The organism is Nitrospira sp., from assembly GCA_016873435.1.
Classification (GTDB): Bacteria; Nitrospirota; Nitrospiria; order Nitrospirales; family Nitrospiraceae; genus VGXF01.
The window spans coordinates 97,249-118,385 of the sequence record VGXF01000005.1 but is presented as its reverse complement, the minus strand read 5'-3'; the positions used below and the strand labels follow the sequence as shown (position 1 = coordinate 118,385).

Annotated in this window: 38 protein-coding genes; all 38 read left to right on the top strand. The window is 59.3% G+C overall.

Features of this window, described 5'->3' with window-relative positions; genetic code table 11:
- Positions 1-127: elongation factor Tu (gene tuf, locus FJ248_05025; GenBank protein MBM4120246.1), on the top strand; the 127-nt coding region annotated here is incomplete at its 5' end.
- A gap of 30 nt (positions 128-157) precedes the next feature.
- Positions 158-472, top strand: coding sequence for a 30S ribosomal protein S10 (rpsJ, locus tag FJ248_05020; GenBank protein MBM4120245.1), 315 nt, complete (start codon positions 158-160; stop codon positions 470-472).
- 21 nt (positions 473-493) lie between these two features.
- Complete coding sequence (locus FJ248_05015) at positions 494-1,117, top strand: 50S ribosomal protein L3 (protein MBM4120244.1); 624 nt, start codon at positions 494-496, stop codon at positions 1,115-1,117.
- Between the two features lie 2 nt (positions 1,118-1,119).
- Positions 1,120-1,743 (top strand): 50S ribosomal protein L4, encoded by a 624-nt coding sequence (gene rplD / locus FJ248_05010; GenBank protein MBM4120243.1) that lies wholly within the window; start codon positions 1,120-1,122, stop codon positions 1,741-1,743.
- Entirely contained in the window at positions 1,740-2,033 is a 294-nt protein-coding gene (locus FJ248_05005; protein ID MBM4120242.1) for a 50S ribosomal protein L23, read from the top strand. Before rplD ends, FJ248_05005 begins: the two co-directional genes overlap by 4 nt.
- A gap of 18 nt (positions 2,034-2,051) precedes the next feature.
- Positions 2,052-2,879: a 50S ribosomal protein L2 gene (rplB, locus tag FJ248_05000; protein ID MBM4120241.1), complete on the top strand. Its 828-nt coding sequence runs from the start codon at positions 2,052-2,054 to the stop codon at positions 2,877-2,879.
- Positions 2,880-2,894: 15 nt separating this feature from the next.
- Positions 2,895-3,182 (top strand): 30S ribosomal protein S19, encoded by a 288-nt coding sequence (rpsS, locus tag FJ248_04995; GenBank protein MBM4120240.1) that lies wholly within the window; start codon positions 2,895-2,897, stop codon positions 3,180-3,182.
- 11 nt (positions 3,183-3,193) lie between these two features.
- A complete protein-coding gene (locus FJ248_04990; GenBank protein ID MBM4120239.1) occupies positions 3,194-3,556 on the top strand; it encodes a 50S ribosomal protein L22 in 363 nt (120 codons plus the stop codon).
- Between the two features lie 16 nt (positions 3,557-3,572).
- Positions 3,573-4,238: a 30S ribosomal protein S3 gene (gene rpsC / locus FJ248_04985; GenBank protein MBM4120238.1), complete on the top strand. Its 666-nt coding sequence runs from the start codon at positions 3,573-3,575 to the stop codon at positions 4,236-4,238.
- A 6-nt stretch (positions 4,239-4,244) separates the two neighbouring features.
- Positions 4,245-4,658, top strand: coding sequence for a 50S ribosomal protein L16 (gene rplP, locus FJ248_04980; protein ID MBM4120237.1), 414 nt, complete (start codon positions 4,245-4,247; stop codon positions 4,656-4,658).
- Between the two features lie 23 nt (positions 4,659-4,681).
- On the top strand, positions 4,682-4,903 hold the full coding sequence (locus tag FJ248_04975) for a 50S ribosomal protein L29 (protein ID MBM4120236.1): 222 nt from the start codon (positions 4,682-4,684) through the stop codon (positions 4,901-4,903).
- 6 nt (positions 4,904-4,909) lie between these two features.
- Positions 4,910-5,176 (top strand): 30S ribosomal protein S17, encoded by a 267-nt coding sequence (gene rpsQ, locus FJ248_04970; GenBank protein MBM4120235.1) that lies wholly within the window; start codon positions 4,910-4,912, stop codon positions 5,174-5,176.
- A 2-nt stretch (positions 5,177-5,178) separates the two neighbouring features.
- Positions 5,179-5,547: a 50S ribosomal protein L14 gene (gene rplN / locus FJ248_04965; protein MBM4120234.1), complete on the top strand. Its 369-nt coding sequence runs from the start codon at positions 5,179-5,181 to the stop codon at positions 5,545-5,547.
- Between the two features lie 11 nt (positions 5,548-5,558).
- Positions 5,559-5,894 (top strand): 50S ribosomal protein L24, encoded by a 336-nt coding sequence (locus tag FJ248_04960; protein ID MBM4120233.1) that lies wholly within the window; start codon positions 5,559-5,561, stop codon positions 5,892-5,894.
- A 2-nt stretch (positions 5,895-5,896) separates the two neighbouring features.
- Positions 5,897-6,568 carry a 50S ribosomal protein L5 gene (gene rplE, locus FJ248_04955; protein MBM4120232.1) on the top strand — a complete coding sequence of 224 codons (672 nt, stop codon included), beginning with the start codon at positions 5,897-5,899 and terminating at the stop codon, positions 6,566-6,568.
- 15 nt (positions 6,569-6,583) lie between these two features.
- On the top strand, positions 6,584-6,769 hold the full coding sequence (locus FJ248_04950) for a type Z 30S ribosomal protein S14 (protein MBM4120231.1): 186 nt from the start codon (positions 6,584-6,586) through the stop codon (positions 6,767-6,769).
- Between the two features lie 10 nt (positions 6,770-6,779).
- Complete coding sequence (rpsH, locus tag FJ248_04945) at positions 6,780-7,175, top strand: 30S ribosomal protein S8 (protein ID MBM4120230.1); 396 nt, start codon at positions 6,780-6,782, stop codon at positions 7,173-7,175.
- 27 nt (positions 7,176-7,202) lie between these two features.
- Positions 7,203-7,739, top strand: a complete 537-nt coding sequence (locus tag FJ248_04940) for a 50S ribosomal protein L6 (GenBank protein ID MBM4120229.1) — start codon at positions 7,203-7,205, stop codon at positions 7,737-7,739.
- 7 nt (positions 7,740-7,746) lie between these two features.
- Positions 7,747-8,112, top strand: coding sequence for a 50S ribosomal protein L18 (locus FJ248_04935; GenBank protein ID MBM4120228.1), 366 nt, complete (start codon positions 7,747-7,749; stop codon positions 8,110-8,112).
- A 23-nt stretch (positions 8,113-8,135) separates the two neighbouring features.
- A complete protein-coding gene (locus tag FJ248_04930; protein ID MBM4120227.1) occupies positions 8,136-8,630 on the top strand; it encodes a 30S ribosomal protein S5 in 495 nt (164 codons plus the stop codon).
- 5 nt (positions 8,631-8,635) lie between these two features.
- Entirely contained in the window at positions 8,636-8,836 is a 201-nt protein-coding gene (gene rpmD, locus FJ248_04925) for a 50S ribosomal protein L30 (GenBank protein MBM4120226.1), read from the top strand.
- Positions 8,833-9,279 (top strand): 50S ribosomal protein L15, encoded by a 447-nt coding sequence (locus FJ248_04920; GenBank protein MBM4120225.1) that lies wholly within the window; start codon positions 8,833-8,835, stop codon positions 9,277-9,279. Before rpmD ends, FJ248_04920 begins: the two co-directional genes overlap by 4 nt.
- On the top strand, positions 9,272-10,585 hold the full coding sequence (secY, locus tag FJ248_04915; GenBank protein MBM4120224.1) for a preprotein translocase subunit SecY: 1,314 nt from the start codon (positions 9,272-9,274) through the stop codon (positions 10,583-10,585). The genes FJ248_04920 and secY overlap by 8 nt, the downstream gene beginning before the upstream one ends.
- Before the next feature lie 2 nt (positions 10,586-10,587).
- On the top strand, positions 10,588-11,244 hold the full coding sequence (locus FJ248_04910) for an adenylate kinase (GenBank protein MBM4120223.1): 657 nt from the start codon (positions 10,588-10,590) through the stop codon (positions 11,242-11,244).
- On the top strand, positions 11,241-11,990 hold the full coding sequence (gene map, locus FJ248_04905) for a type I methionyl aminopeptidase (protein MBM4120222.1): 750 nt from the start codon (positions 11,241-11,243) through the stop codon (positions 11,988-11,990). The genes FJ248_04910 and map overlap by 4 nt, the downstream gene beginning before the upstream one ends.
- 17 nt (positions 11,991-12,007) lie before the next feature.
- Positions 12,008-12,226 carry a translation initiation factor IF-1 gene (gene infA, locus FJ248_04900; GenBank protein MBM4120221.1) on the top strand — a complete coding sequence of 73 codons (219 nt, stop codon included), beginning with the start codon at positions 12,008-12,010 and terminating at the stop codon, positions 12,224-12,226.
- 10 nt (positions 12,227-12,236) lie between these two features.
- A complete protein-coding gene (gene rpmJ, locus FJ248_04895) occupies positions 12,237-12,350 on the top strand; it encodes a 50S ribosomal protein L36 (GenBank protein ID MBM4120220.1) in 114 nt (37 codons plus the stop codon).
- A gap of 27 nt (positions 12,351-12,377) precedes the next feature.
- Positions 12,378-12,767 carry a 30S ribosomal protein S13 gene (rpsM, locus tag FJ248_04890; protein ID MBM4120219.1) on the top strand — a complete coding sequence of 130 codons (390 nt, stop codon included), beginning with the start codon at positions 12,378-12,380 and terminating at the stop codon, positions 12,765-12,767.
- Positions 12,768-12,797: 30 nt separating this feature from the next.
- Entirely contained in the window at positions 12,798-13,181 is a 384-nt protein-coding gene (gene rpsK, locus FJ248_04885; GenBank protein MBM4120218.1) for a 30S ribosomal protein S11, read from the top strand.
- Entirely contained in the window at positions 13,181-13,807 is a 627-nt protein-coding gene (gene rpsD / locus FJ248_04880; protein ID MBM4120217.1) for a 30S ribosomal protein S4, read from the top strand. The genes rpsK and rpsD overlap by 1 nt, the downstream gene beginning before the upstream one ends.
- A 53-nt stretch (positions 13,808-13,860) precedes the next feature.
- The gene (locus tag FJ248_04875) at positions 13,861-14,850 is read left to right on the top strand and encodes a DNA-directed RNA polymerase subunit alpha (GenBank protein ID MBM4120216.1); all 990 of its coding nucleotides are present in this window, start codon (positions 13,861-13,863) and stop codon (positions 14,848-14,850) included.
- Between the two features lie 17 nt (positions 14,851-14,867).
- A complete protein-coding gene (locus tag FJ248_04870) occupies positions 14,868-15,296 on the top strand; it encodes a 50S ribosomal protein L17 (protein MBM4120215.1) in 429 nt (142 codons plus the stop codon).
- 195 nt (positions 15,297-15,491) lie between these two features.
- On the top strand, positions 15,492-16,058 hold the full coding sequence (lptC, locus tag FJ248_04865; protein MBM4120214.1) for an LPS export ABC transporter periplasmic protein LptC: 567 nt from the start codon (positions 15,492-15,494) through the stop codon (positions 16,056-16,058).
- The gene (locus FJ248_04860) at positions 16,033-16,629 is read left to right on the top strand and encodes a hypothetical protein (GenBank protein MBM4120213.1); all 597 of its coding nucleotides are present in this window, start codon (positions 16,033-16,035) and stop codon (positions 16,627-16,629) included. The genes lptC and FJ248_04860 overlap by 26 nt, the downstream gene beginning before the upstream one ends.
- Positions 16,630-16,649: 20 nt before the next feature.
- Positions 16,650-17,375, top strand: a complete 726-nt coding sequence (gene lptB, locus FJ248_04855) for an LPS export ABC transporter ATP-binding protein (protein MBM4120212.1) — start codon at positions 16,650-16,652, stop codon at positions 17,373-17,375.
- A gap of 31 nt (positions 17,376-17,406) precedes the next feature.
- Complete coding sequence (gene rpoN / locus FJ248_04850) at positions 17,407-18,927, top strand: RNA polymerase factor sigma-54 (protein ID MBM4120211.1); 1,521 nt, start codon at positions 17,407-17,409, stop codon at positions 18,925-18,927.
- Between the two features lie 26 nt (positions 18,928-18,953).
- Complete coding sequence (raiA, locus tag FJ248_04845) at positions 18,954-19,487, top strand: ribosome-associated translation inhibitor RaiA (protein MBM4120210.1); 534 nt, start codon at positions 18,954-18,956, stop codon at positions 19,485-19,487.
- A 413-nt stretch (positions 19,488-19,900) separates the two neighbouring features.
- Positions 19,901-21,058 carry a chorismate synthase gene (gene aroC / locus FJ248_04840; protein MBM4120209.1) on the top strand — a complete coding sequence of 386 codons (1,158 nt, stop codon included), beginning with the start codon at positions 19,901-19,903 and terminating at the stop codon, positions 21,056-21,058.
- The last annotated feature ends 79 nt before the right edge of the window (positions 21,059-21,137 follow it).

Below are 21,137 nucleotides of genomic sequence, written 5' to 3'. Positions count from 1 at the left end.
GGGGGATAACGTGACGGTGACGGGCGAGCTCATCAGCCCGGTGGCCATGGATCAGGGGCTACGCTTCGCAGTGCGCGAGGGCGGCAAGACCGTCGGCTCCGGCGTCGTTACAGAAATCCTGGCCTAACAGACGGACAAAAGAGAACGGAACGTGACCATGGTGAAAGTGGACCAGCGCATTCGGATCCGACTGAAGGGATTTGATTACCGGCTCCTCGATCAGTCGGTGACCGAAATCGTGGAAACGGTGCGGCGCAGTGGCGCCAGGATCGCCGGGCCGATTCCGCTGCCCACGCGTATCGAAAAGTTTACGGTGCAGCGGGCCACCCACGCGGACAAGAAGTCGCGCGAGCAGTTTGAGATCCGCACGCACAAGCGGCTGCTCGACATCATGGATCCCACGCCTGAAACCATGGACGCTCTGATGAAGCTTAGCCTGTCGGCCGGTGTGGACGTGGAGATCAAGCTGTAAGCTATGAGCGCCGAAACCAGCATGACCAACGGATTGCTTGGCAAGAAACTGGGTATGACTCAGGTGTTTGATGAGGACGGCCGCCTGATCCCTGTGACAGTGATCGAAGCCGGCCCGTGCCGAGTGTCGCAGGTCAAGACCAAGGAGCGCGACGGCTACGAGTCCGTGCAGCTGGCATTTGGGGAAACAAAGGAACGGAAGATCGGCAAGGCCGTGACCGGGCATTTGAAGAAGGCACAGGCGCCGGCCAGCCGCTGGATCAAGGAATTCAAGAAGCTGAATGATGTGCAGGTCGGGCAGACTGTCAAGGCGGACGTGTTCCAGAAGGGCGAATGGGTGGACGTCGAGGGCGTGTCCAAGGGGAAGGGCTTCCAGGGCGTCATGAAGCGTCACAATTATCGCGGCGGTCCCGAGACGCACGGCCACATGTTTCACCGCGCCCCCGGCTCAATCGGCAGCAGTTCATTTCCGTCCCGTGTCTGGAGAGGCAAATCGTTGCCTGGCCACATGGGAAGCGTCAAGGTGACAGTGCAGCGCTTGCAAGTAGTTGAGGCCCGTCCGGATGAAAATCTGTTGTTCGTCAGCGGAGCGGTGCCCGGCGCTCGTGGTGGCCTGCTCGTCGTGAGAAAGTCCAAGAAGGCGTAACGATGCCAACGGTTGATGTTGTCGATATCCATAAACGCAAGGTCGGCTCGGTCGAGTTGAAGGCGACCGTGTTCGGGGCGAAGCCGGCAGTGGGCTTGGTGCATGAGGTTGTGATTATGCAGCGCGCCTGCGAGCGGCAGGGTACTGCCTCTGTGCTGCGGCGTGGCGAGGTCAGCGGATCGGGCAAGAAACCGTGGAAGCAGAAGCACACGGGGCGGGCTCGGGCCGGCTCTCTGCGGTCTCCGGTGTGGCGTCACGGCGGATCGGTGTTCGGTCCGAAGCCGCGCAGCTACGCCTATGGCATGCCTAAGCAGAAGTATCGGACGGCGCTGCAGAATGCGCTGTCGGCCAAGCTGGCGGAAGGCTGCGTGGTGGTGCTATCGGGTTTGACGCTGGAGTCGCCCAAAACGAAGTTGCTGGCGAAAACGCTAACCCAGTTAGGGCTCACCTCCTCGACGCTGGTCGTGGTCGGGACGGGCTATAACGATCTGGAGCGGGCGGCGGCCAATCTGCCAAAGGTGAAAGTGGTTCAGCCAGAGACGTTGAACGTATACGACGTGTTACGCCACGACAAGCTGGTGATCTTAGAGCGCGATGTTCCCCGCGTGCAGGAGGTCTGGGCATGACAACGGGGCTGCATTCGGTGCTTCGCCGTCCGTTGCTGACGGAAAAGATGACGGCGCTTCGCGAAGGGGCCAATCAGGTCGGCTTCGCCGTCCGCGCGGATGCCAATCGCGTGGAGATCAAGAAGGCGATTGAGGCGCTGCTCAAGGTGAAGGTCGAACGTGTCAACGTGATGACCGTCAAGGGCAAGATCAAGCGGCTGGGTCGGTTTGCCGGCAAGCGATCGGACTGGAAAAAAGCCATTGTGACGCTCAAGAAGGGCGAGAAGCTCGAATTGTACGAGAGCGCGTAGGAGATCGCAGGAACAATCATGGGACTGAAACTCTATCGGCCAACATCTCCGGGACGGCGTGGCATGTCGGCGGTCACAACGGGTGACCTGGCCAAGAAGCGCCCAGAGAAGAGCCTGACAGAATTCCATTTACGCACGGCCGGCCGCAACAACAACGGGCGGGTCACCTCGCGGTTCCGTGGCGGAGGACACAAGCGGCTCTATCGTCGGATTGACTTCAAACGCGACAAGGCGGGCGTGCCGGCACGGGTGGCGTCAATCGAATACGACCCCAATCGTTCGGCCCGTATTGCGCTGCTGCACTACGCCGACGGTGAGAAGCGCTACATTCTGGCGCCAGTCGGTCTGGCGGTGAGCGAGATGGTGCAGTCGGGTCCGGCCGCTGAGGTCAAACCGGGAAATGCGCTGCCGCTCGATACGATCCCGCTCGGAACGACGATTCATAATATCGAGCTCAAGCCGGGAAAGGGCGGGCAGCTCATTCGGAGCGCCGGCGGCTTCGCGCAGGTCATGGGCCGCGAAGGCAACTATGTCCAGATCCGGCTCAAGTCTGGAGAAATGCGGAAGGTGTTGAAGACCTGCATGGCCACGGTGGGGCAGGTGGGCAACCTTGATCATGAGAACGAGTCGGTGGGCAAGGCGGGCCGGTCTCGCTGGCGGGGGCGCTTGCCGCATGTGCGGGGTGTGGTGATGAACCCAGTGGACCATCCCCATGGCGGCGGCGAAGGCAAGTCGGGGCAGGGCAATCCCCATCCGGTGTCGCCGTGGGGTCTGCCGACCAAGGGCTACAAGACGCGCAATAACAAGAAGACCGACAAGTTCATCATCGCACGGCGCAAAAAGTAGGCGAGGAATTCGAGTATGCCACGTTCAGTCAGCAAGGGCGCATTTGTCGACGGGCATCTGCTAAAGAAGGTCGAGCAGATGAATCAAGAGCGCGACAAGAAGCTCATCAAGACCTGGTCGCGCCGGTCCACGGTGGTACCAGACATGATTGGTCATACGTTCGCTGTGCACAACGGAAAGAAGTTTATTCCGGTCTTCGTGACGGAGAATATGGTCGGTCACAAGCTGGGCGAGTTCGCGCCGACCCGCTTCTTTAAGGCGCACGGGGCGGTCAAGACGGAAAAGGCGGTTGCGCTCAAGTAGCAGGGGAAACGATGGCTGAAGCGAAAGCAATTTTGCGACATGTCCGGGTAGGGCCCCGCAAGGCCCGCGTTCTGGTGGACATGATCCGCGGACAACAAGTGCCGCAGGCGTTGGCGATGCTCAAGTACGCACCGCGTGCTGCAGCGCTGGTCGTGGAAAAGGTGTTGCGCTCCGCTGTGGCGAATGCCGAGCAGAAAGAAATGGGCGATAGCGAAGCCATGTGGGTCTCGCAGGCTTACGTCAATTGCGGAACGATCATGAAGCGGTTTCAGCCGCGTGCGCAGGGGCGTGCGTTTTCGATTCACAAGCGGACGAGCCACATCACGGTGATTGTGTCGGCGCCGGATGCGGTCGAAGCGGGCAAGAAGAAATAAAGGAACGCGAACCACTATGGGGCAGAAAACACATCCGATCGGGTACCGGCTGGGCGTCAACCGTACCTGGAATTCCAGGTGGTACGCGGAGAAGGACTTTGCCAAGCTACTCCATCAGGACGTGAAGATCCGGAAGGTTGTGAAAGAAAAGCTTTATCACGCTGGCGTGGCTAAGGTGGAGATCGAGCGGTCGGGCGACCAGACGCGCGTAATCATTCACACGGCCCGCCCCGGTATCATCATCGGACGCAAGGGCGCGGAAGTAGATAAGCTCAAGGCGTCGCTTGAGAAGGAATACGGCAATCAGGTCTATATCACGGTCAAGGAGATTAAGAAGCCCGAATTGGATGCGCAGCTCGTGAGCGAGAACATTGCCGCGCAATTAGAGAAGCGGGTAGCGTTCCGGCGGGCGATGAAGCGCAGCATCGCTGCGGCACTACGGCTGGGCGCGCAGGGAATCCGGGTCTGCGTCGCGGGCCGGTTGGGTGGGGCAGAAATTGCGCGCACCGAATGGTATCGCGAAGGGCGAGTACCGCTGCACACGCTCCGCGCGGACATTGATTACGGATTTGCCGAAGCGCGTACGACCATGGGCCAGATTGGCGTGAAGACGTGGATCTACCGTGGTGAGGTACAGGTGGCCATGCTAGAAAAAGGCGAATCGACGTTCGAGCGTCGGTAACAGAACATGCTGGCACCCAAGAAGATTAAATTTCGGAAGATGCAAAAGGGCCGAATGAATGGGAAGGCCTACCGGGGCGGCTCGCTCACGCTGGGTGAGTTCGGTCTCAAGGCGCTCGAGCCGGGCTGGATCACTAGCCGACAGATTGAGGCGGCACGTATCGCCATCACGCGTTATGTGAAGCGCGGTGGGCAGGTCTGGACGCGCATTTTTCCGGACAAGCCGATCACGAAGAAGCCGGCGGAAACGCGTATGGGCAAGGGGAAGGGCAACCCGGAATACTGGGTAGCCGTCGTGAAGCCGGGCCGGATCATGTACGAAATGGGCGGCGTAACGCCAGAGATCGCCAAGGAGGCGTTCCGGCTGGCGGCCTACAAGCTGCCGATTGCCACGAAGTTCGTGGCGCGCAGCGAAATGTAACGGGAGCGATCAACGAGTTGTCCATGGACGTGAAGGACCTGAAAGATCTGACAGGGGCCGAACTGGCTGAGAAGGCGCAGCAGCTCACGCAGGAGCTGTTCAATCTCCGGTTTCAGATGGCAGCCGGCCGTGCGGAAAATCCAATGAAGATCCGGCAGACCCGCCGGGATCTGGCGCGCGTGAAGACCGTGCTTCGTCAGCAGACGCTGGCGCAGGGCGCAGCTAGCAAGAAACAGGCAAGGTAGGAACGAATGGTGGAACAGGAACAGAAACGGCACGAGTGGGTCGGCGAGGTTATCAGCGACAAGATGGACAAGACTGTCGTGGTCACCGTCTCGCGCGTGGTGCGCCATCCCTTTTATCACAAGACCCTGCGTCGGGTGACGAAGCTGAAGGCGCACGACGAGAAGAACGAGTGCAAGGTCGGTGATCGCGTAAAGCTTATTGAGACCCGGCCGATCAGCAAGCACAAGCACTGGCGGGTGGTCGAAATTCTTGAGAAGAATCGGACTGAGTAGCCATGATCCAGGACTACACATACATGGACGTGGCTGATAATTCGGGCGCCAAGCAGGTGATGTGCTTCCACGTGCTGGGCGGGACGAGGCGTCGTTACGGATCGCTGGGCGATGTGGTGGTGGTCTCAGTGAAGGAAGCCATTCCGCAGGCGACAGTGAAGAAGGGCGATGTGAGCAAGGCCGTGATTGTGCGGACGACCAAGGGGGTGCGGCGCGAGGACGGCTCTTACATCAAGTTTGACCGGAACGCCTGTGTGCTGATCAACGCGCAGGGTGAGCCGATTGGGACCCGTATCTTCGGGCCGGTCGCGCGGGAATTGCGCTGGAAGAAGTTTATGAAAATCATTTCGCTCGCCCCGGAAGTACTGTAGCGAGGATCGCGATGAGCGTGCGTGGAACAGCAAAAGTGAAACTCCGTAAGGGCGACACGGTGATGGTCATTTCCGGGCGTGAGCGCGGGAAAACGGGCAAGGTGCTGTCGGTCCATCCGGTCGACCAGTCGGTGGTGGTTGAGAAGCTGAATATTGTCAAGCGGCATACGAAGCCGAACCAGAAGGTCAAGCAAGGCGGGATTCTCGAGCGGGAGGCGCCGATCGCGATTTCGAACGTGATGTACTACAGTGCGAGTCTGAACAAGCCGGTCCGGCTCGGCACCAAGGTGTTGGAAAACGGGGATCGGGTGCGGATCAACAAGAAAGACCAGTCGGTCATTGAATAGGGATGGACGTGACGACCAAAGACGACAAGGGCGCAGCCCCCAAGGGCACCGGCAAGAAAGCGGCGCATAACAAGGAAGCGGCGGCCGGGGTGAAGCCGGGTGCGGTTGATAACGCCCCCTCGGGGCCCAAGACGCCCCCGCGGCTGAAGACGACCTATTTCAGCCAGATCGTGCCGGCTCTGATGAAGGAGTTCGGATACAAGAATCCGATGCAGGTGCCGCGGCTGGAGCGGGTGGTGCTGAACGTCGGCATGGGGGAAGCCATCCAGAACGTCAAGTTATTGGAGAGTGCGTCCGCCGAGTTGGGTATTATCACCGGGCAGCGGCCGGTCATGACAAAGGCAAAAAAAGCGATTGCCGGATTCAAGCTCCGCCAGGGCATGCCCATCGGTGCCAAGGTGACCCTGCGCAGCAACCAGATGTACGAATTCGTAGATCGCCTGGTCACGGTGGCGTTGCCGCGCATTCGTGATTTCAAGGGTATCTCGCCCAAAGCGTTCGATGGACGCGGCAACTACACGCTCGGGCTGAAGGAGCAGTTGATTTTTCCGGAGATCAAATACGACAGCGTTGCCTCGATTCACGGCATGGACATCACCTTCGTGACGTCGGCCGGGACCAACGACGAGGGCAAGGCGCTGCTGCGGCATCTCGGGATGCCGTTCAGAACTTAAGGCGGGAGGCATTGCGTGTCACGTAAAGCATTGCGGCTCAAGTCGGTTACCAAGCAGAAGTTTTCCACCCGGCAGTACCACCGATGTGCCTTGTGCGGGCGCGTGCGGGGATTTCTCCGGCGATTTCGGATGTGCCGCATCTGCTTCCGGCAGTTGAGTCTGAAGGGGGAAATTCCCGGCGTGACGAAGGCTAGTTGGTAACGAGGAGCCCATGGTAACTGATCCCATTGCAGACCTGTTGATTCGCATCCAAAACGCGGCGCGCCGCGGGCAGGAGGCCGTGTCTATCCCTGCGTCCCGGCTCAAGACGGAGATTCTGAAAGTCATGCAAGCTGAGGGGTTCATTGGTGCCTACGAGAAGACGACCGCCGACGGCCATTCAGTGTTGAAGGTCCGGCTGCGGTATATCAACGACGGGCAGCCGGTCATCACTGGCATGCGCCGCATCAGCCGTCCGGGCCGCCGCGTCTATGCGGGCAAGCAAGAGATGCAGAAGGTAATGGGCGGGATGGGGCTGGCGATCGTGTCGAATTCAAAGGGCATCATGACGGACCAGGCTTCGCGGCGAGCCAATTTGGGCGGCGAAGTGCTCTGTCATATCTGGTAGGGACGGGCGCAGAAAAACAGGAAAGATATGTCTCGGATCGGACGAAAAGTCATCGCAGTACCGCAAAAGGTCGATGTGGCCGTGGCAGGACGGACCGTATCCGTGAAGGGACCGCTCGGCCAGTTGCAGTGGCCGCTCAAGTCCGGCATTGACGTGGCGGTGGCGAATGGTCAGGTGCAGGTCACCCGCGCGGGCAATGAGCCTTCCGTGCGCGCTATGCACGGACTGGTACGCGCCGAACTGAACAACATGATCGCCGGCGTGACGAAGGGCTATGAGAAGACGCTGGAAATGACCGGCGTGGGTTACAAGGCACAGCAGCAGGGTCAGAATCTGCAACTGAGTGTCGGGTACAACCAGCCGGTCTCGTTTGCGGTGCCGAAGGGAATTGAGGTCAAGATCGACAAGCAAACGATTATTCTGCTGAAAGGTATCGACAAGCGGCTGGTTGGGCAGACGGCTGCCAATCTGCGGGCGGTGAAGCCACCGGACGTGTACAAGCAAAAAGGCATCCGGTATTCAGGCGAAGTCCTTCGCAAGAAGGAAGGCAAGACCGGTAAGTAGGTGCAACGTGCGACTGCGTGAAAAAACTGACAAGCTGGAGCGGCGGAAGCAGCGGGTACGGCAGCGGGTGTACGGCACGCCAGCGCGTCCGCGCCTGAGCGTGTTCCGCAGCAAGAGTCATATCTACGCCCAGGTTATCGATGATAGTAAGGGGCGGACGCTGGCGGCCGCGTCCACGCTGGATCCGGAAGTGAAGAAGGCGGTGCAGTCAAAGGCGCCGATCGAGGCGGCCAAAGAAGTGGGCAAGCTGATTGCCAACCGTGCCAAGGCGGCAAATATCGGCGCCGTGGTCTTTGACCGTGGTGGGCACTTGTATCACGGCCGCATCAAGGCGCTGGCAGAAGCCTCGCGCGAAGGCGGATTGCAGTTTTAACGGGACGAAAGGGGAACAGCCGCGTGCGTGTCAATCCAGACGAACTGAGCCTGAAGGACAAGGTGGTGTTCATCAACCGCGTGGCCAAGGTGGTCAAAGGCGGCAAGCGGTTCAACTTCTGTGCGCTGGTGGTCGTGGGCGACGGGCTTGGCTGGGTGGGGATCGGCAAGGGGAAGGCGGCGGAGGTGCCAGCCTCCATCTCGAAGGCAGTGGAGCAGGCCAAGAAAAATCTCGTCCGCGTTCCGTTGAAGGGCGACACCATCCCGCACGAGGTGCATGGAACCTATTGCGGCGAGCACGTAATGCTTAAGCCGGCGTCAGCGGGCACAGGCATCATCGCCGGCGGTGCGGTGCGGGCGGTCGTCGAGCTGGCGGGTGCACATAACATCGTGGCGAAGACGTTGGGGCGGGGCAATCCGTTCAATACCGTTAAGGCTACGCTTGAAGGGTTGCGCCAACTGCGGGATCCCGCGGAAGTGGTGCGCATCCGCCGGAGCGGAGTGGAGAAGGTCGGATAGGGAATATGGCGAAGAGCACGGCAGGCACAAAAAATCTGACGATTACCTTGAAGCGAAGTCCGATCGGGACGGCGTACCGGTACCGGCTCGTATTGCAGGGATTGGGGTTGCGCAAACCGCATCAGACGGTGGTTCGGCCGGACACGCCGCAAGTGCGCGGGCTGATTGGCAAGGTCTCGTATCTCCTGGAAGTGAAGAACGCATGAAGCTGCACACGCTGGCTCCTTCAGTGGGAGCAAAAAAGAATCGTAAGCGGATTGGCCGCGGGCCGGGATCAGGTCACGGGAAAACTGCCACCAAGGGCCACAAGGGTCTGCTCGCACGCTCCGGCGGCGGCAAAGGGCCGGGCTTTGAGGGCGGACAGATGCCTTTGATCCGTCGGATGCCAAAGTACGGCTTTCTCTACCCGTTCCGCACGGAGTATGCGATCGTCAATTTGAAGTCCCTCGCGGCGCTGAAGGCGGATCAGGTGACGCCGGGCGTGCTAGTGGACGCGGGGCTGATTAAGCGGAAGTCGCAGCCGGTCAAGATTCTAGGCGTCGGCGAGCTGGCGCGGCCGCTGACCATCCAGGCCCACAAGTTCAGCAAGTCAGCAATGGAAAAGATTCAGAAAGCCGGCGGTCGGGCTGAGGTCATCAGCGGTGTTTGAGCGGCTCCTCACGGGTTTTCAGAACATCTTCAAAATACCGGAGCTGCGGACGCGGGTTCTGTTCACGCTGACGATGCTGGCCGTATACCGGGTCGGTGCGCACATCCCGACGCCGGGCATCAACGGGGACTCGCTCGCGAAGTTTTTGCAGGAGCAAGGCGGGGCGCTCCTGGGATTTCTGGATATTTTTTCGGGCGGCTCACTGTCGCGGCTGACGATCTTTGCGCTGGGCATCATGCCCTACATCAGCGCGTCGATCATTTTGCAGTTGCTGACGGTTGTCATTCCCCAACTGTCGAAGCTCGCGAAGGAAGGTGAGCGCGGGCGCAAGAAGATTATCCAGTATACCCGGTATGGGACAATCGTGATCGCGCTGATCCAGGGATTTGGCATCGCGATCGGGCTGGAGCAGATGAAGGGTGGGGAGTTCGTGCTCCATGGGGGCTGGCCGTTCCGATTGATGACGGTCATCACTCTGATGGCTGGCACGGCCTTCCTGATGTGGCTAGGCGAGCAGATCACTGAGCGGGGGATCGGTAACGGGATTTCGCTGATCATCTTCTCGGGGATCGTCGCGCGCCTGCCGAGCGCGGTGGCGCAGACGTTTGAGCTGTATCAGGTCGGACAGCTCAACTTCGTGCTGCTCGTGTTGCTGACAACGGTCATGCTGGGCGTTGTGGCTGCCATTGTGTTTTTGGAAAGTGGCCGCCGAAAAATTCCGGTGCAGTATGCAAAGCGGGTGGTCGGGCGGCGGGTCTACGGAGGACAGAGCACGCACATTCCGCTGAAGATCAACACGGCGGGCGTGATTCCGCCGATCTTCGCCTCCTCGATCATCGCGTTTCCGGCAACGATCGCTGGATTCATCCAGTATCCCTGGGTGAAGTCCATAGGAGAGCATCTGGCGCCGGGATCGGTGCTGTACACGCTGTTGTACATTGGATTGATCGTTTTTTTCTGTTTTTTTTACACGGCCGTGGTCCTGAACCCAGTGGACATGGCGGAGAACATGAAGAAATACGGGGGCTTTATCCCCGGCGTCCGTCCCGGGCAGCGAACCTCGGATTACGTGTATAACGTGCTGACGCGCATCACCTTTGCCGGCGCGATGTATTTGGCGGTGGTCTGCGTCATCCCAGAGTTTTTGATTTACAAGTTGAACATGCCATTTTATTTCGGTGGCACATCGCTTCTGATCGTCATTGGCGTCGGCTTGGATACGGCCCAGCAGGTCGAGTCGCACATGCTGATGCGGAACTACGAAGGGTTCCTGGAGACGGGTCCAATGAAGGGACGGACCGGGTAGCCATGCGTGTGATGCTACTGGGTGCTCCCGGTGTGGGCAAGGGCACGCAGGGCGATCTGTTGGCGGCGAAGTTTCGTTGCCCAAAGATTTCAACCGGCGACATTCTTCGGGAGGCGGTGCGGAATAAGACGTTGCTGGGACTGCAGGCGAAAGCGTGCATGGATCAGGGGCAGTTAGTGCCAGACGCCGTGGTGGTCGGTATCGTCAAGGACAAGCTTGCGGAGCCGGGCTGTGCCAGCGGGTTTCTCTTGGACGGATTTCCGAGAACGATGGCCCAGGCGGAAGAACTGGGCGCGATGCTGGAGGCCAGTGGGCTGCCGCTCGATCGGGCGGTCAACTTCACGGTACCACGTGAAGCCATTGTCCGGCGACTGACAGGGCGCCGGAGCTGTCCGAAATGCCAGGCGGTGTTTCATGTGGAGTTCACGCCGCCGAAGCAAGCGGGTATCTGCGACCGGTGCGGAGGAGCGCTGATGCAGCGGAGTGACGATACGCGCACGACGGTTGAGAATCGGCTCTCCGTCTATGAGCAGCAGACGGCCCCACTCATTGCCTATTACCGGCAGCGCAATCTGCTGTCGGACGTGGACGGAGTCGGTCCAGTGGAGCAGGTGCAGCAGAGGGTTGTGGAGTTGCTGCGATCCCATGGCGTGGCATGATCATTCTCAAGACGCCAGAGGAGATCGAGATCATGGCACAGGCATCCCGGCTGGTCGCCGAGACGCTGCAGTATCTGAAGGCGCACGTGACGGCGGGCGTGACGACGGACGAACTCGACCGGCTGGCTGAAGAGTTCATCCGGTCGCGCGGCGGGAAGCCAGCGTTCAAGGGGTATCACAGTTATCCCAAGACGCTATGCATCTCGGTGAACAATCAGGTGGTACACGGGATTCCGTCGAAGCGGGTCTTGCAGGAAGGCGACATCGTTGGACTGGATCTGGGCGCAATAGTGAACGGGTTCTACGGCGATTCCGCACTGACGCTGCCGGTCGGGACAATCGATCCCAAGGCGGCCGAACTATTGCGGGTGACCGAAGAGGCCCTCTATGCCGGCATCAAGCAGGCGGTGGTGGGCAACCGGTTGTCCGACATTTCGCATGCGGTGCAGGAGCGGGCGGAGTCGGCTGGTTTTTCGGTCGTGACAGAGTTTGTGGGGCACGGGATCGGGCGCCAGCTGCACGAAGAGCCGCAGGTGCCGAATTACGGCAAGCCCGGGCAGGGGCCGCGGCTGCAGGCGGGCATGGTCCTGGCAATCGAGCCCATGGTGAACATGGGCAAGAGCGACATAAAAATCTTGGATGACCAGTGGACGGCAGTAACGAAGGACGGGAGCCTCTCGGCGCATTTTGAGCATACGATCGCGATTCAGTCGAGCGGGCCGCCAAGAATTTTGAGCAAGCTGTAGGAGACGCGCAGCGACGGATGTCCAAGGAAGATGTCATTGAAGCGCAGGGGAGCGTGACGGAAACATTGCCGAACGCGATGTTTCGTGTGAAATTGGACAATGGCCACATCATTCTGGCCCATATCTCCGGCAAGATGCGGATGCACTTCATCCGGATCCTCCCGGGGGACAAGGTGACGGTGGAATTGTCGCCCTACGATTTGACGAGAGGGCGCATCACGTACCGGTTCAAGTGAAGGGGTTGTCATGAAAGTGAAATCGTCGGTCAAGCCGATTTGTTCCAAGTGCCGGGTGGTCCGCCGGCGCGGCGTGGTGCGCGTGCTCTGCGAGAATCCGCGCCACAAACAGCGGCAGGGCTAGCGGCGCGCAGGCGGTAAGGAGGATCTGATGGCTCGTATTGCGGGAGTGGATTTGCCTAGAGAGAAGCGGGCGGACATCGGCCTGACCTATATTTTTGGGATCGGGCGTGCTATGGCCATCGAGATTTTGAAGAAGGCCGGCGTCGATGGTGCGATCCGAGTGAAGGATCTGACAGAGGATCAGATTGTGAAGCTGCGTGAAGTCATTGGTGGTCACGAGGTCGAGGGCGATCTGCGGCGCGCCGTGTCCATGAACATCAAACGACTGGTCGACATCGGGACCTATCGCGGCCTGCGGCATCGCAAGGGCCTGCCGGTGCGGGGGCAGCGGACGAAGACCAACGCGCGGACCCGCAAGGGCCGCCAGAAATCCATGGGCGCCATGCGGAAGCCGGCGGCGGCTCCTGCAAAGACATAGTCATTTTGAAGGGCGAAAAGAGGAACACGTATGAGCGTAAAGAAGGGCAAAAAGAAAGAACGGAAAATCGTGCAGGGCGGGGTTGCACACGTGCAGGCCTCCTTCAATAATACAATCGTGACCATTACAGACATGAGTGGCAACACTGTGGTGTGGGCCAGCTCGGGCAACCAGGGCTTTAAGGGCTCGCGCAAAAGCACGCCATTCGCCGCTCAGCGCGCGGGGGAAATGGCGGCGCGCAAGGCGATGGAGCACGGCATGCGGCAGGTCGATGTGTACGTGAACGGGCCGGGCTCCGGGCGGGAGTCAGCTATTCGTTCGTTGCAGGCAGCGGGACTGCGGATCAATCTGATCCGCGACGTGACACCGATTCCGCACAATGGCTGCCGTCCCCCGAAACGGAGGAGAGTCTAATGGCAAAGTATCGCGGTCCGGTCTGCCGGCTTTGCCGGCGCGAAGGGGTGAAGCTGTTTTTGAAGGGCTCGCGCTGTATGACGGAAAAGTGCGCCATCGAGCGCCGGAGCTACCCGCCCGGCCAGCATGGGCAGGGGCGGCAGCGCGTGTCAGAGTACAGCGCGCAGTTGCGAGAAAAACAGAAGTTGCGGCGCATTTACGGGCTGCAAGAACGGCAATTCCGCGGCATTTTTGAGCGGGCGGAGCGCCATGAAGGCATTACCGGCGAGCGTCTGCTGAAGCTGCTCGAGAGCCGGCTTGACAACGTGGTCTATCGGCTGGGTTTTGCCTGCTCTCGCCGGGAGGCCCGGCAACTGGTCAACCATGGACATTTCCTGGTAAACGGCCGCAAGACGGACGTGCCAGCCTATCAGGTTCGTGTGGGCGATGTGTTGGAAGTGCGGCAGCGCAGCCGCGAGGTGGCCTCGATCGTCGCGTCCCTGGATGCGGTGGAGGGGCGCGGGATCCCGGCCTGGCTAGAACTGGATCGCGCCGCTTTCAAGGGGTCGGTCAAGGCCATCCCGACGAAGGATGAGATCGCGCTGCCAGTCAACGAACAGATGATCGTCGAGTTGTATTCGCGATAAGCGCAGGCGGGTCGCGGGTTCAACGAGGCTAAGGGGACACCATGATTAAAAGCATGAAAGACTTTCAGATTCCGATGCGCATTGAGACAGAGAAAGAAATCCCGTCCGAGCACTATGCACGGTTCACAGCGGAAGCGTTCGAGCGCGGGTTCGGTACCACGGTGGGGAACTCCCTGCGGCGCGTGCTACTCTCGTCGCTGACCGGTGCGGCGGTGACGACCGTCAAGATCGAGGGCGTCCAGCACGAATTTTCGACGGTGCCTGGTGTGACGGAGGACGTGACCAACATCGTTCTGAACGTGAAGAGTCTGCGGTTGAAGCTGCACACCGACAAGCCAAAGACAATCCGCCTCAGGAAGAAGGGGCCGGGCGAGGCCACGGCAGCGGACATCCAGCATGACGCGGACGTGACGGTTCTGAATAAGGACTTGTACATCGCTACTCTGGACAAGGAAGCGGTGCTCGACATGGAATTGGTTGTCAAGCCGGGCCGCGGCTACGTGCCGGCCGAGCGGAACAAGGAAGAGGGGCTGCCGATCGGCGTGATCCCGGTCGATTCCATTTTCTCACCCGTCACGCGTGCGAACTTCCACGTCGAGAATGCGCGCGTTGGCCGGGTCACGGATTACGATAAACTCACGCTGGAAGTCTGGACGGACGGGAGTGTCACGCCGCGGGACGCCGTATCGTCCGCCGCGCTGATCCTGCGCGACCACTTGGACATCTTGATCCATCCGGACCAGCTGGGCGAGATGAAGCCCGAGGCGCGCCGCGAGGAGGAGCGCCGGGAGATCAACAAGAATCTCTTCCGGAGCGTGAACGAGCTGGAATTGTCGGTGCGCGCCGCCAACTGCCTCAAGAACGCGAACATCAAGACCATCGCAGATCTGGTGCAGAAGTCCGAAATGGAAATGCTGAAGACCAAGAACTTCGGGAAGAAATCTTTGAACGAAATCAAGGAAATCTTGGCCGAGATGGGCCTGGGGCTCAGCATGAAGCTGGATACGCTGTCCTCGTCTGAGGGTAGCAAGCGGGACGCTTAACCTGCGGGGAGGGGCCTGTGCGCCACGGAAAAAAAGGCAGACAACTCAGCCGTGACACCAAGCATCGGGGGGCACTCTTCCGGAACATGGTGACGTCGTTGCTGGACCACGAGCGGATCGAGACGACGGAGCAAAAGGCTAAGGAGATCCGAGGCTACGCGGAGCGGATGATCACACTGGGCAAGCGGGGCGGGCTAGATAACCGCCGTCGCGCGTTGAGCTTCATTCGCGACAAGGCGGTCGTGTCAAAGCTGTTCGACGATGTAGCCGGCCGGTTCCGCGATCGTAGCGGCGGCTATACCCGGATCATCAAGACGCGGCAACGAAGCGGTGATGCCGCCGCCATGGTCGCCATCGAGCTGGTGGCCAAGGGCAGCACCCCTGCTGAGACGAAAACCGACAAATCCGAACCGGCTAAGAAGGACAAACCCTCCGAAAAGGCCTAGCCGGTCGTCCCTTTTGCATAGGCCTAGCCGATCGTCATTGATCGGCTAGGTTTGTCGCTATCTGTTCGATTCGCTCTGTCGCTCATGTAATCCCGATAGTTCCCACTCCGGCCTCGTTTACTCGCCGTGTTCCGTATGCTACTATCGTGCCACTAGCTCCAATCCTCGTAAGCAATTGATTTAGGGGTCTTTATTATGTGGCAGCGATATGTTCGAGATGCGCTGCTTCTGCTGAGTGGGCTATTGGCCATCTTTCTCGTGTATATCCTGACCACTCGCGTTGAACCTGCACAAACGTCGCCGCCCGCTACATCGCAGAGTCTGGCCCGTGCCGATGCCGGCATCGACCGGTTTACCTTTACGCAGACCAAGGCGGGAGCCGTGCAGTGGCAGATTCAGGCGCAGCGGGCCCATCTGGTGGAAGCCGAACACCGGGCTGTGTTGGAAGGCGTCCAAGTTACACTCTACGGACCGAAGGGGCGTGAGCTCCAGCTGTCTGGGGACGAAGGTACGATCGACACGGCAAAGAAAAACTTCAGACTGATGAAACGCACCGGCACCATCGCCGTTGAACTGGCGAGCGGCTATACCATTCTGACGAATCACCTGGCCTGGACAGACGAACGGCGCGAAGTTGCGACGAGTGACCCTGTGACCATCACGGGGCATGGATTGGAAGTTAGCGGCCGAGGATTGATCGGGAAGCTGGACCTTGAGGAGTTTCAAATCCTGGAAGATGTGCATGTGGCGATTGCACCATAGCCGGGTCTTTGCGCTGGGCATCCTGCTTGCGGTGGGGCTGGGAAGAGCCACCGATGCCGCTGAGCCGGAACCATCGGCCAATGGACGCACGGATATCACAGCGACAAAGATCACCATGCGCAATCAGGAAAACAAGGCAATCTTTGAAGGCAATGTGGTGCTGAAAAAGGGTGTGCTGACCGTCCAGTCCGATGTCATGATCATGCATTTCAAACCGCAGAACGAATCGGCGCCTGCCGTGACAGCCCCGCCGCCCCGAAAGGGCGACGCTGAGTTGCCCACTGTGTCGAACCGAGCGGTCAGTATCATCGAAGCCACGGGGAGGGTTGTACGGATTAAAAAAGGCGACGGGCATTCGACATCCCGTAAGGCGACCTATTACGAAGAAAGCAGAAAAATTATTCTGGACGGCGATCCGGTCGCGTGGGAGAAAGGGACCTGCGTATCTGGGGGGCAAATTACGATGTTTCTGGATGATGACCGGACAATTGTGGAAGGGCAGTCTCGCGTCACGCTTGATCAGGCCGGGGGAGCGCCACACACAGGCTGCGCGGCGCAGGGGGGGAAGTGAGTCCTGCGACGACCCAACCGGTGGGGCAGGTGTTAAAGGCCAGCGGACTGGTCAAAAGCTTTCGTGGCCGCACGGTGGTCAAAGGCGTCAGTGTTGAGGTGTGTGCGGGCGAGATTGTCGGGCTACTGGGGCCGAATGGTGCCGGCAAGACAACCATTTTCGATATGGTGGTCGGGCTTTGCCAGCCCGATGCCGGTACGATTGTACTGGACAATGAGACCATCACTGATCTGCCGATGTACAAGCGGGCTCGGCACGGCATTAGTTATCTGCCTCAGGAATCGTCAGTGTTTCGCCGGTTGTCTGTTGAGGAAAACATCCTGGCCATACTCGAAATGATACCCCTCACAGCGCAGGAACGCGCAGGACGGACCGATGAACTACTTAAGGAGCTAGATCTGACCCATCTGCGAGCCAGCAAGGCCTATGCGTTGTCCGGAGGCGAACGGCGACGGCTGGAAATCACGCGTGCGCTGGTGATGCGCCCGAAGTTTTTACTGCTGGACGAGCCGTTTGCCGGCATCGATCCGATTGCGGTGGCAGATATTCAGCACATCCTCACCCGCTTAAAAGACAAACAGATCGGCGTGCTGATCACAGATCACAATGTGCAGGAGACGCTTTCCATCACGGATCGCGCCTACATCATCAACGAGGGCACGATTCTCGAGGCTGGCACGCCGGAGGTCATCGTAAACAGTGCCACCGCCCAGGCGATCTACCTTGGGAATCGGTTCAAGCTGTGATGAGACAGACGGGAGCAGGCAAGGCCGTTTCATGAAGCTCAGACTGGACCTTCGTCTCAGCCAGAAGCTGATCATGACGCCGCAGTTGCAGCAGGCGATCAAGCTGCTACAACTGTCCCGCCTTGAGCTGCAGCAGACCCTCTCGCAGCATCTAATGGAGAATCCGCTGCTTGAAGAACTCCAGGTGGATGCGGAGGAACAGGGGGGCATAGCCATCGAGGAAGGCGAACAGGGGCAGTCGCAGGAGCGGGACCCCGCGGAAGCGTCAGGGGCATCAGACTCGGAAAAGTCTGAGGACACAGAGCGGCCGGATGAGATTTCTCAGGAAAGCTGGGACAACTATTTCGACAGCGACCGGGTGGCGGGGGGGCGGGAGACAGCGGCATCGAACCAGGACGAGTTGCCGCCCTATGAGCAGACATTGGCCAAGCCGACGTCGCTTGCAGAGTATCTGCTGTGGCAGTTGGCCCTGACTGAGATGCCAGAGGCGGAGAAAATGATTGCCCGAAACATCATCGGCAACATCGATGATGACGGGTATCTGCAGGCATCAGTGCAGGATATTGCGATCGACGAAAAGGCTCCGATGGAACAGGTGGAATCGGTTCTCCGGCAGGTCCAGTCGTTTGACCCGGCCGGCGTGGGAGCGCGGGACCTCCAGGAATGCCTACTTATTCAACTCGGTTTTCTCGATCATAATCAGGTGGGCGCGCAGGTCAAGCGCAACGGGACTCTGAAGGGGTCGCTGGTTGAATCGATCGTTCGTCTTCATCTCAAGGATCTCGAGAAGAAGCAATATGCCCGCATTGCCAAGGCGTTGAATACCACAGTAGAGGCGGTGGCGGAAGCCACGCGTGTCATCGAGGCACTGGAACCAAAGCCCGGGCGGCCATATTTCTCTGCGGCCAATTTTACCATCGTCCCGGACGTGTTTGTCGTGAAGAATGAGGGAGAATGGGTGGTGGCGCTCAATGATGATGGGCTGCCGCGCCTCAGGATTAGTCCCTATTACAAGCAGATGCTGGGGGGTAGCGAGAAAGAAGATTCTGAGGCGGCCAAAGTCTATTTGGAGGAGAAGTATCGCGGGGCACAATGGCTTATACGGAGCATCGAGCAGCGTAACAAAACGATCCTCAAAGCAGTGCAAAGCATCGTCAAATTTCAGGAGCCGTTTTTTGAACGAGGCGTACAATATCTCAAGCCGCTGGTGCTCAAGCAGGTGGCAGAGGACATCGGCATGCATGAGTCGACGGTCAGCCGTGTTACCGCTAATAAATATCTCTACTGTGGGCAGGGCCTGCTCGAGCTGAAGTTCTTTTTCAATGCGGCATTGCAGCGTACGGATCAGAGTCAGGAGGCGCTGTCCTCAGTGACCGTTCGCGAAATGATCCGGAAAATGATCGCCGAGGAGAACCCGCAGCGGCCACTAAAAGACGAGGAGATCGCCGCCCGCCTGCAAAGTCATCAGATCGTTATCGCCCGCCGTACGGTTGCCAAGTACCGCACCGAAGTCAATATTCGCTCTGCCAGTCAGCGCAAGCGATTTTTTTGACTTCGTCGCATGCATTGCAGACAAGGATGCCGATGAGGCTACAAATCGTGGGGCGCCACATGACGGTAACTGCAGCATTGCGGCGGCATGTTGAGCAACGCTTGACGCGACTTGAGCGCTTTCTTGACGGAACGGAAAAAGTGCACGTGGTGTTCAGCGTGGAGCGGTTTCGCCAGACAGCCGAAGGGACGGTATCCACGCGGAGGGGGGCGGTGACGGCCAAAGCGGCGACCAGCGACATGTACGTCTCCGTCGACGCGCTGATGCACAAGTTGGTGTTACAGATTCAGAAGAAAAAGGAACGTTTGGAATGTTATAAAGTGCCACGCGTGGTGGAGGTCCGACAGCGCCCACGACTGGACGATGAGGCGGAGAGCGTTGAAAAAGTCTCCGTTGCTGTGCCGACGTTGACGCGGGACGGAGCGATTGCGTCTTTTCGAAAGGATGCGAAAAGCATTCTAGTGTTTCGCGAGGCGCCCTCAAGAAAAATCCTGATTCTGTGCCGCGGAGAAGATGGAGTGACCCGGCTAGTTGAGCCAGCGTTGGACCGGTTTTTCTGATATCCCCTGAAGACCGATTGTTCTGTCTGCCGTGCAGCTCGATCGCAGGTACGTCGCTGGAGTTGCTTTGGGACTGCCGTCCACGACCGAGCAAGCCACGGTCTGCGGGTTTCTCAGGTCTTACACTGCCCAAGTAGAGGGCAGCCTCAAACCGGCCGAAAAAATCGTAAAACCCGCTCCAGGAGCGGCATTTAAAATTTTGCTATTTCTTGACGGTACGACTATATTAACCATGCTGAGCTGCAAAAATTTGGCGTAAGTATTTTTTGAAAGTGGCGGGGGTGCCGTGCTCGATCGTATGCTGGGGCAGGACGGGTTGTTGAAAAGCAAGAGCGAGACGGGGGGCTAGCAAGAGCTGCGGATCTTCCTGGTACCGATTATCGTGAAGAACTAATGGCGGATGTGTGGCTATGCTGCGGTATTTAAACGGGGGGGAATCCCACGGCAAATATCTGTTGGCTGTGGTTGAAGGCGTGCCTGCTGGCCTTCCGTTGACTTCTGATATGGTCAACAGCGACCTCGCCCGTCGTCAAAAAGGCTACGGGCGTGGCGGTCGTATGCGTGTCGAGGAAGACCGCGTCGAATTTGCCTGCGGCGTCCGCCACGGCAAGACCCTCGGCAACCCCATCGGGCTGCTCGTTGCCAACAAGGACTGGGAAAACTGGAAAGAGGTGATGGCGGCCGAGCCCGTCAATGTGCCTCCGTCCAAGGTGGTCACGCGTCCGCGCCCGGGCCATGCCGATCTCGTCGGTGCTATCAAATACGGCCATCGGGACATCCGGAACGTCCTGGAGAAGGCCAGCGCGCGCGAAACGGCCATTCGTGTAGCGATCGGCGGTGTGGCCAAGGCCCTCCTGAGTCACTTCAGCATGCGGGTGGTGAGCTATACCGTCTCCATCGGCGACGTCACGGCCACTTGCGGGGACGATCCGCTGCAGGCCTACGATCGGGCCGAACGCTCCGACGTCCGTTGCCCGGACGAAGCTGCCGGTGCCAGGATGATCGAACAGATCCGAGGCGCCAAGCACAAGGGCGATACCCTGGGCGGTGTCTTTGAGGTTGTTGTAACCAATGCACCGATCGGGCTGGGCAGCTATGCACAGTGGGATCGCCGTCTGAGCGCCCGGCTGGCCATGGCAGCCATGAGCATCCAGGCCATGAAGGGCATTGAAATCGGCATGGGGTTCGAGGCCGCGCGCCGGTTCGGTTCCGAAGTTCATGACGAAATCTATTTCGAAAAAGGCTCTAAGGAATTTGTCCGGAAAACCAACAACGCCGGCGGATTGGAAGGTGGCATCACCAACGGCCAGCCGATCGTTCTGCGCGTGGCCATGAAACCCATTTCGACGCTCTATAGCCCCAAGAAGAGCGTGGACATTGAGACGAAGGAGCCCTTCGACGCCACAGTGGAACGGTCTGATATCTGTACGGTCCCGGCAGCCGGTGTCGTGGGGGAGGCCGTCGTGGCCTACGAGATGGCCAATGCCATGATCGAGAAGTTCGGCGGCGACAGTCTCGAGGAAATGAAGCGCAATTACGACGCTTATCAGGCCTACGTCCGCACCTTTTAGTTTCACCGCCCCTGTGCTACGATTCCTTCGCTTTTACGTCTCACCACGTTCAGCGCATGATGCCCGTGCTCGTACGGGC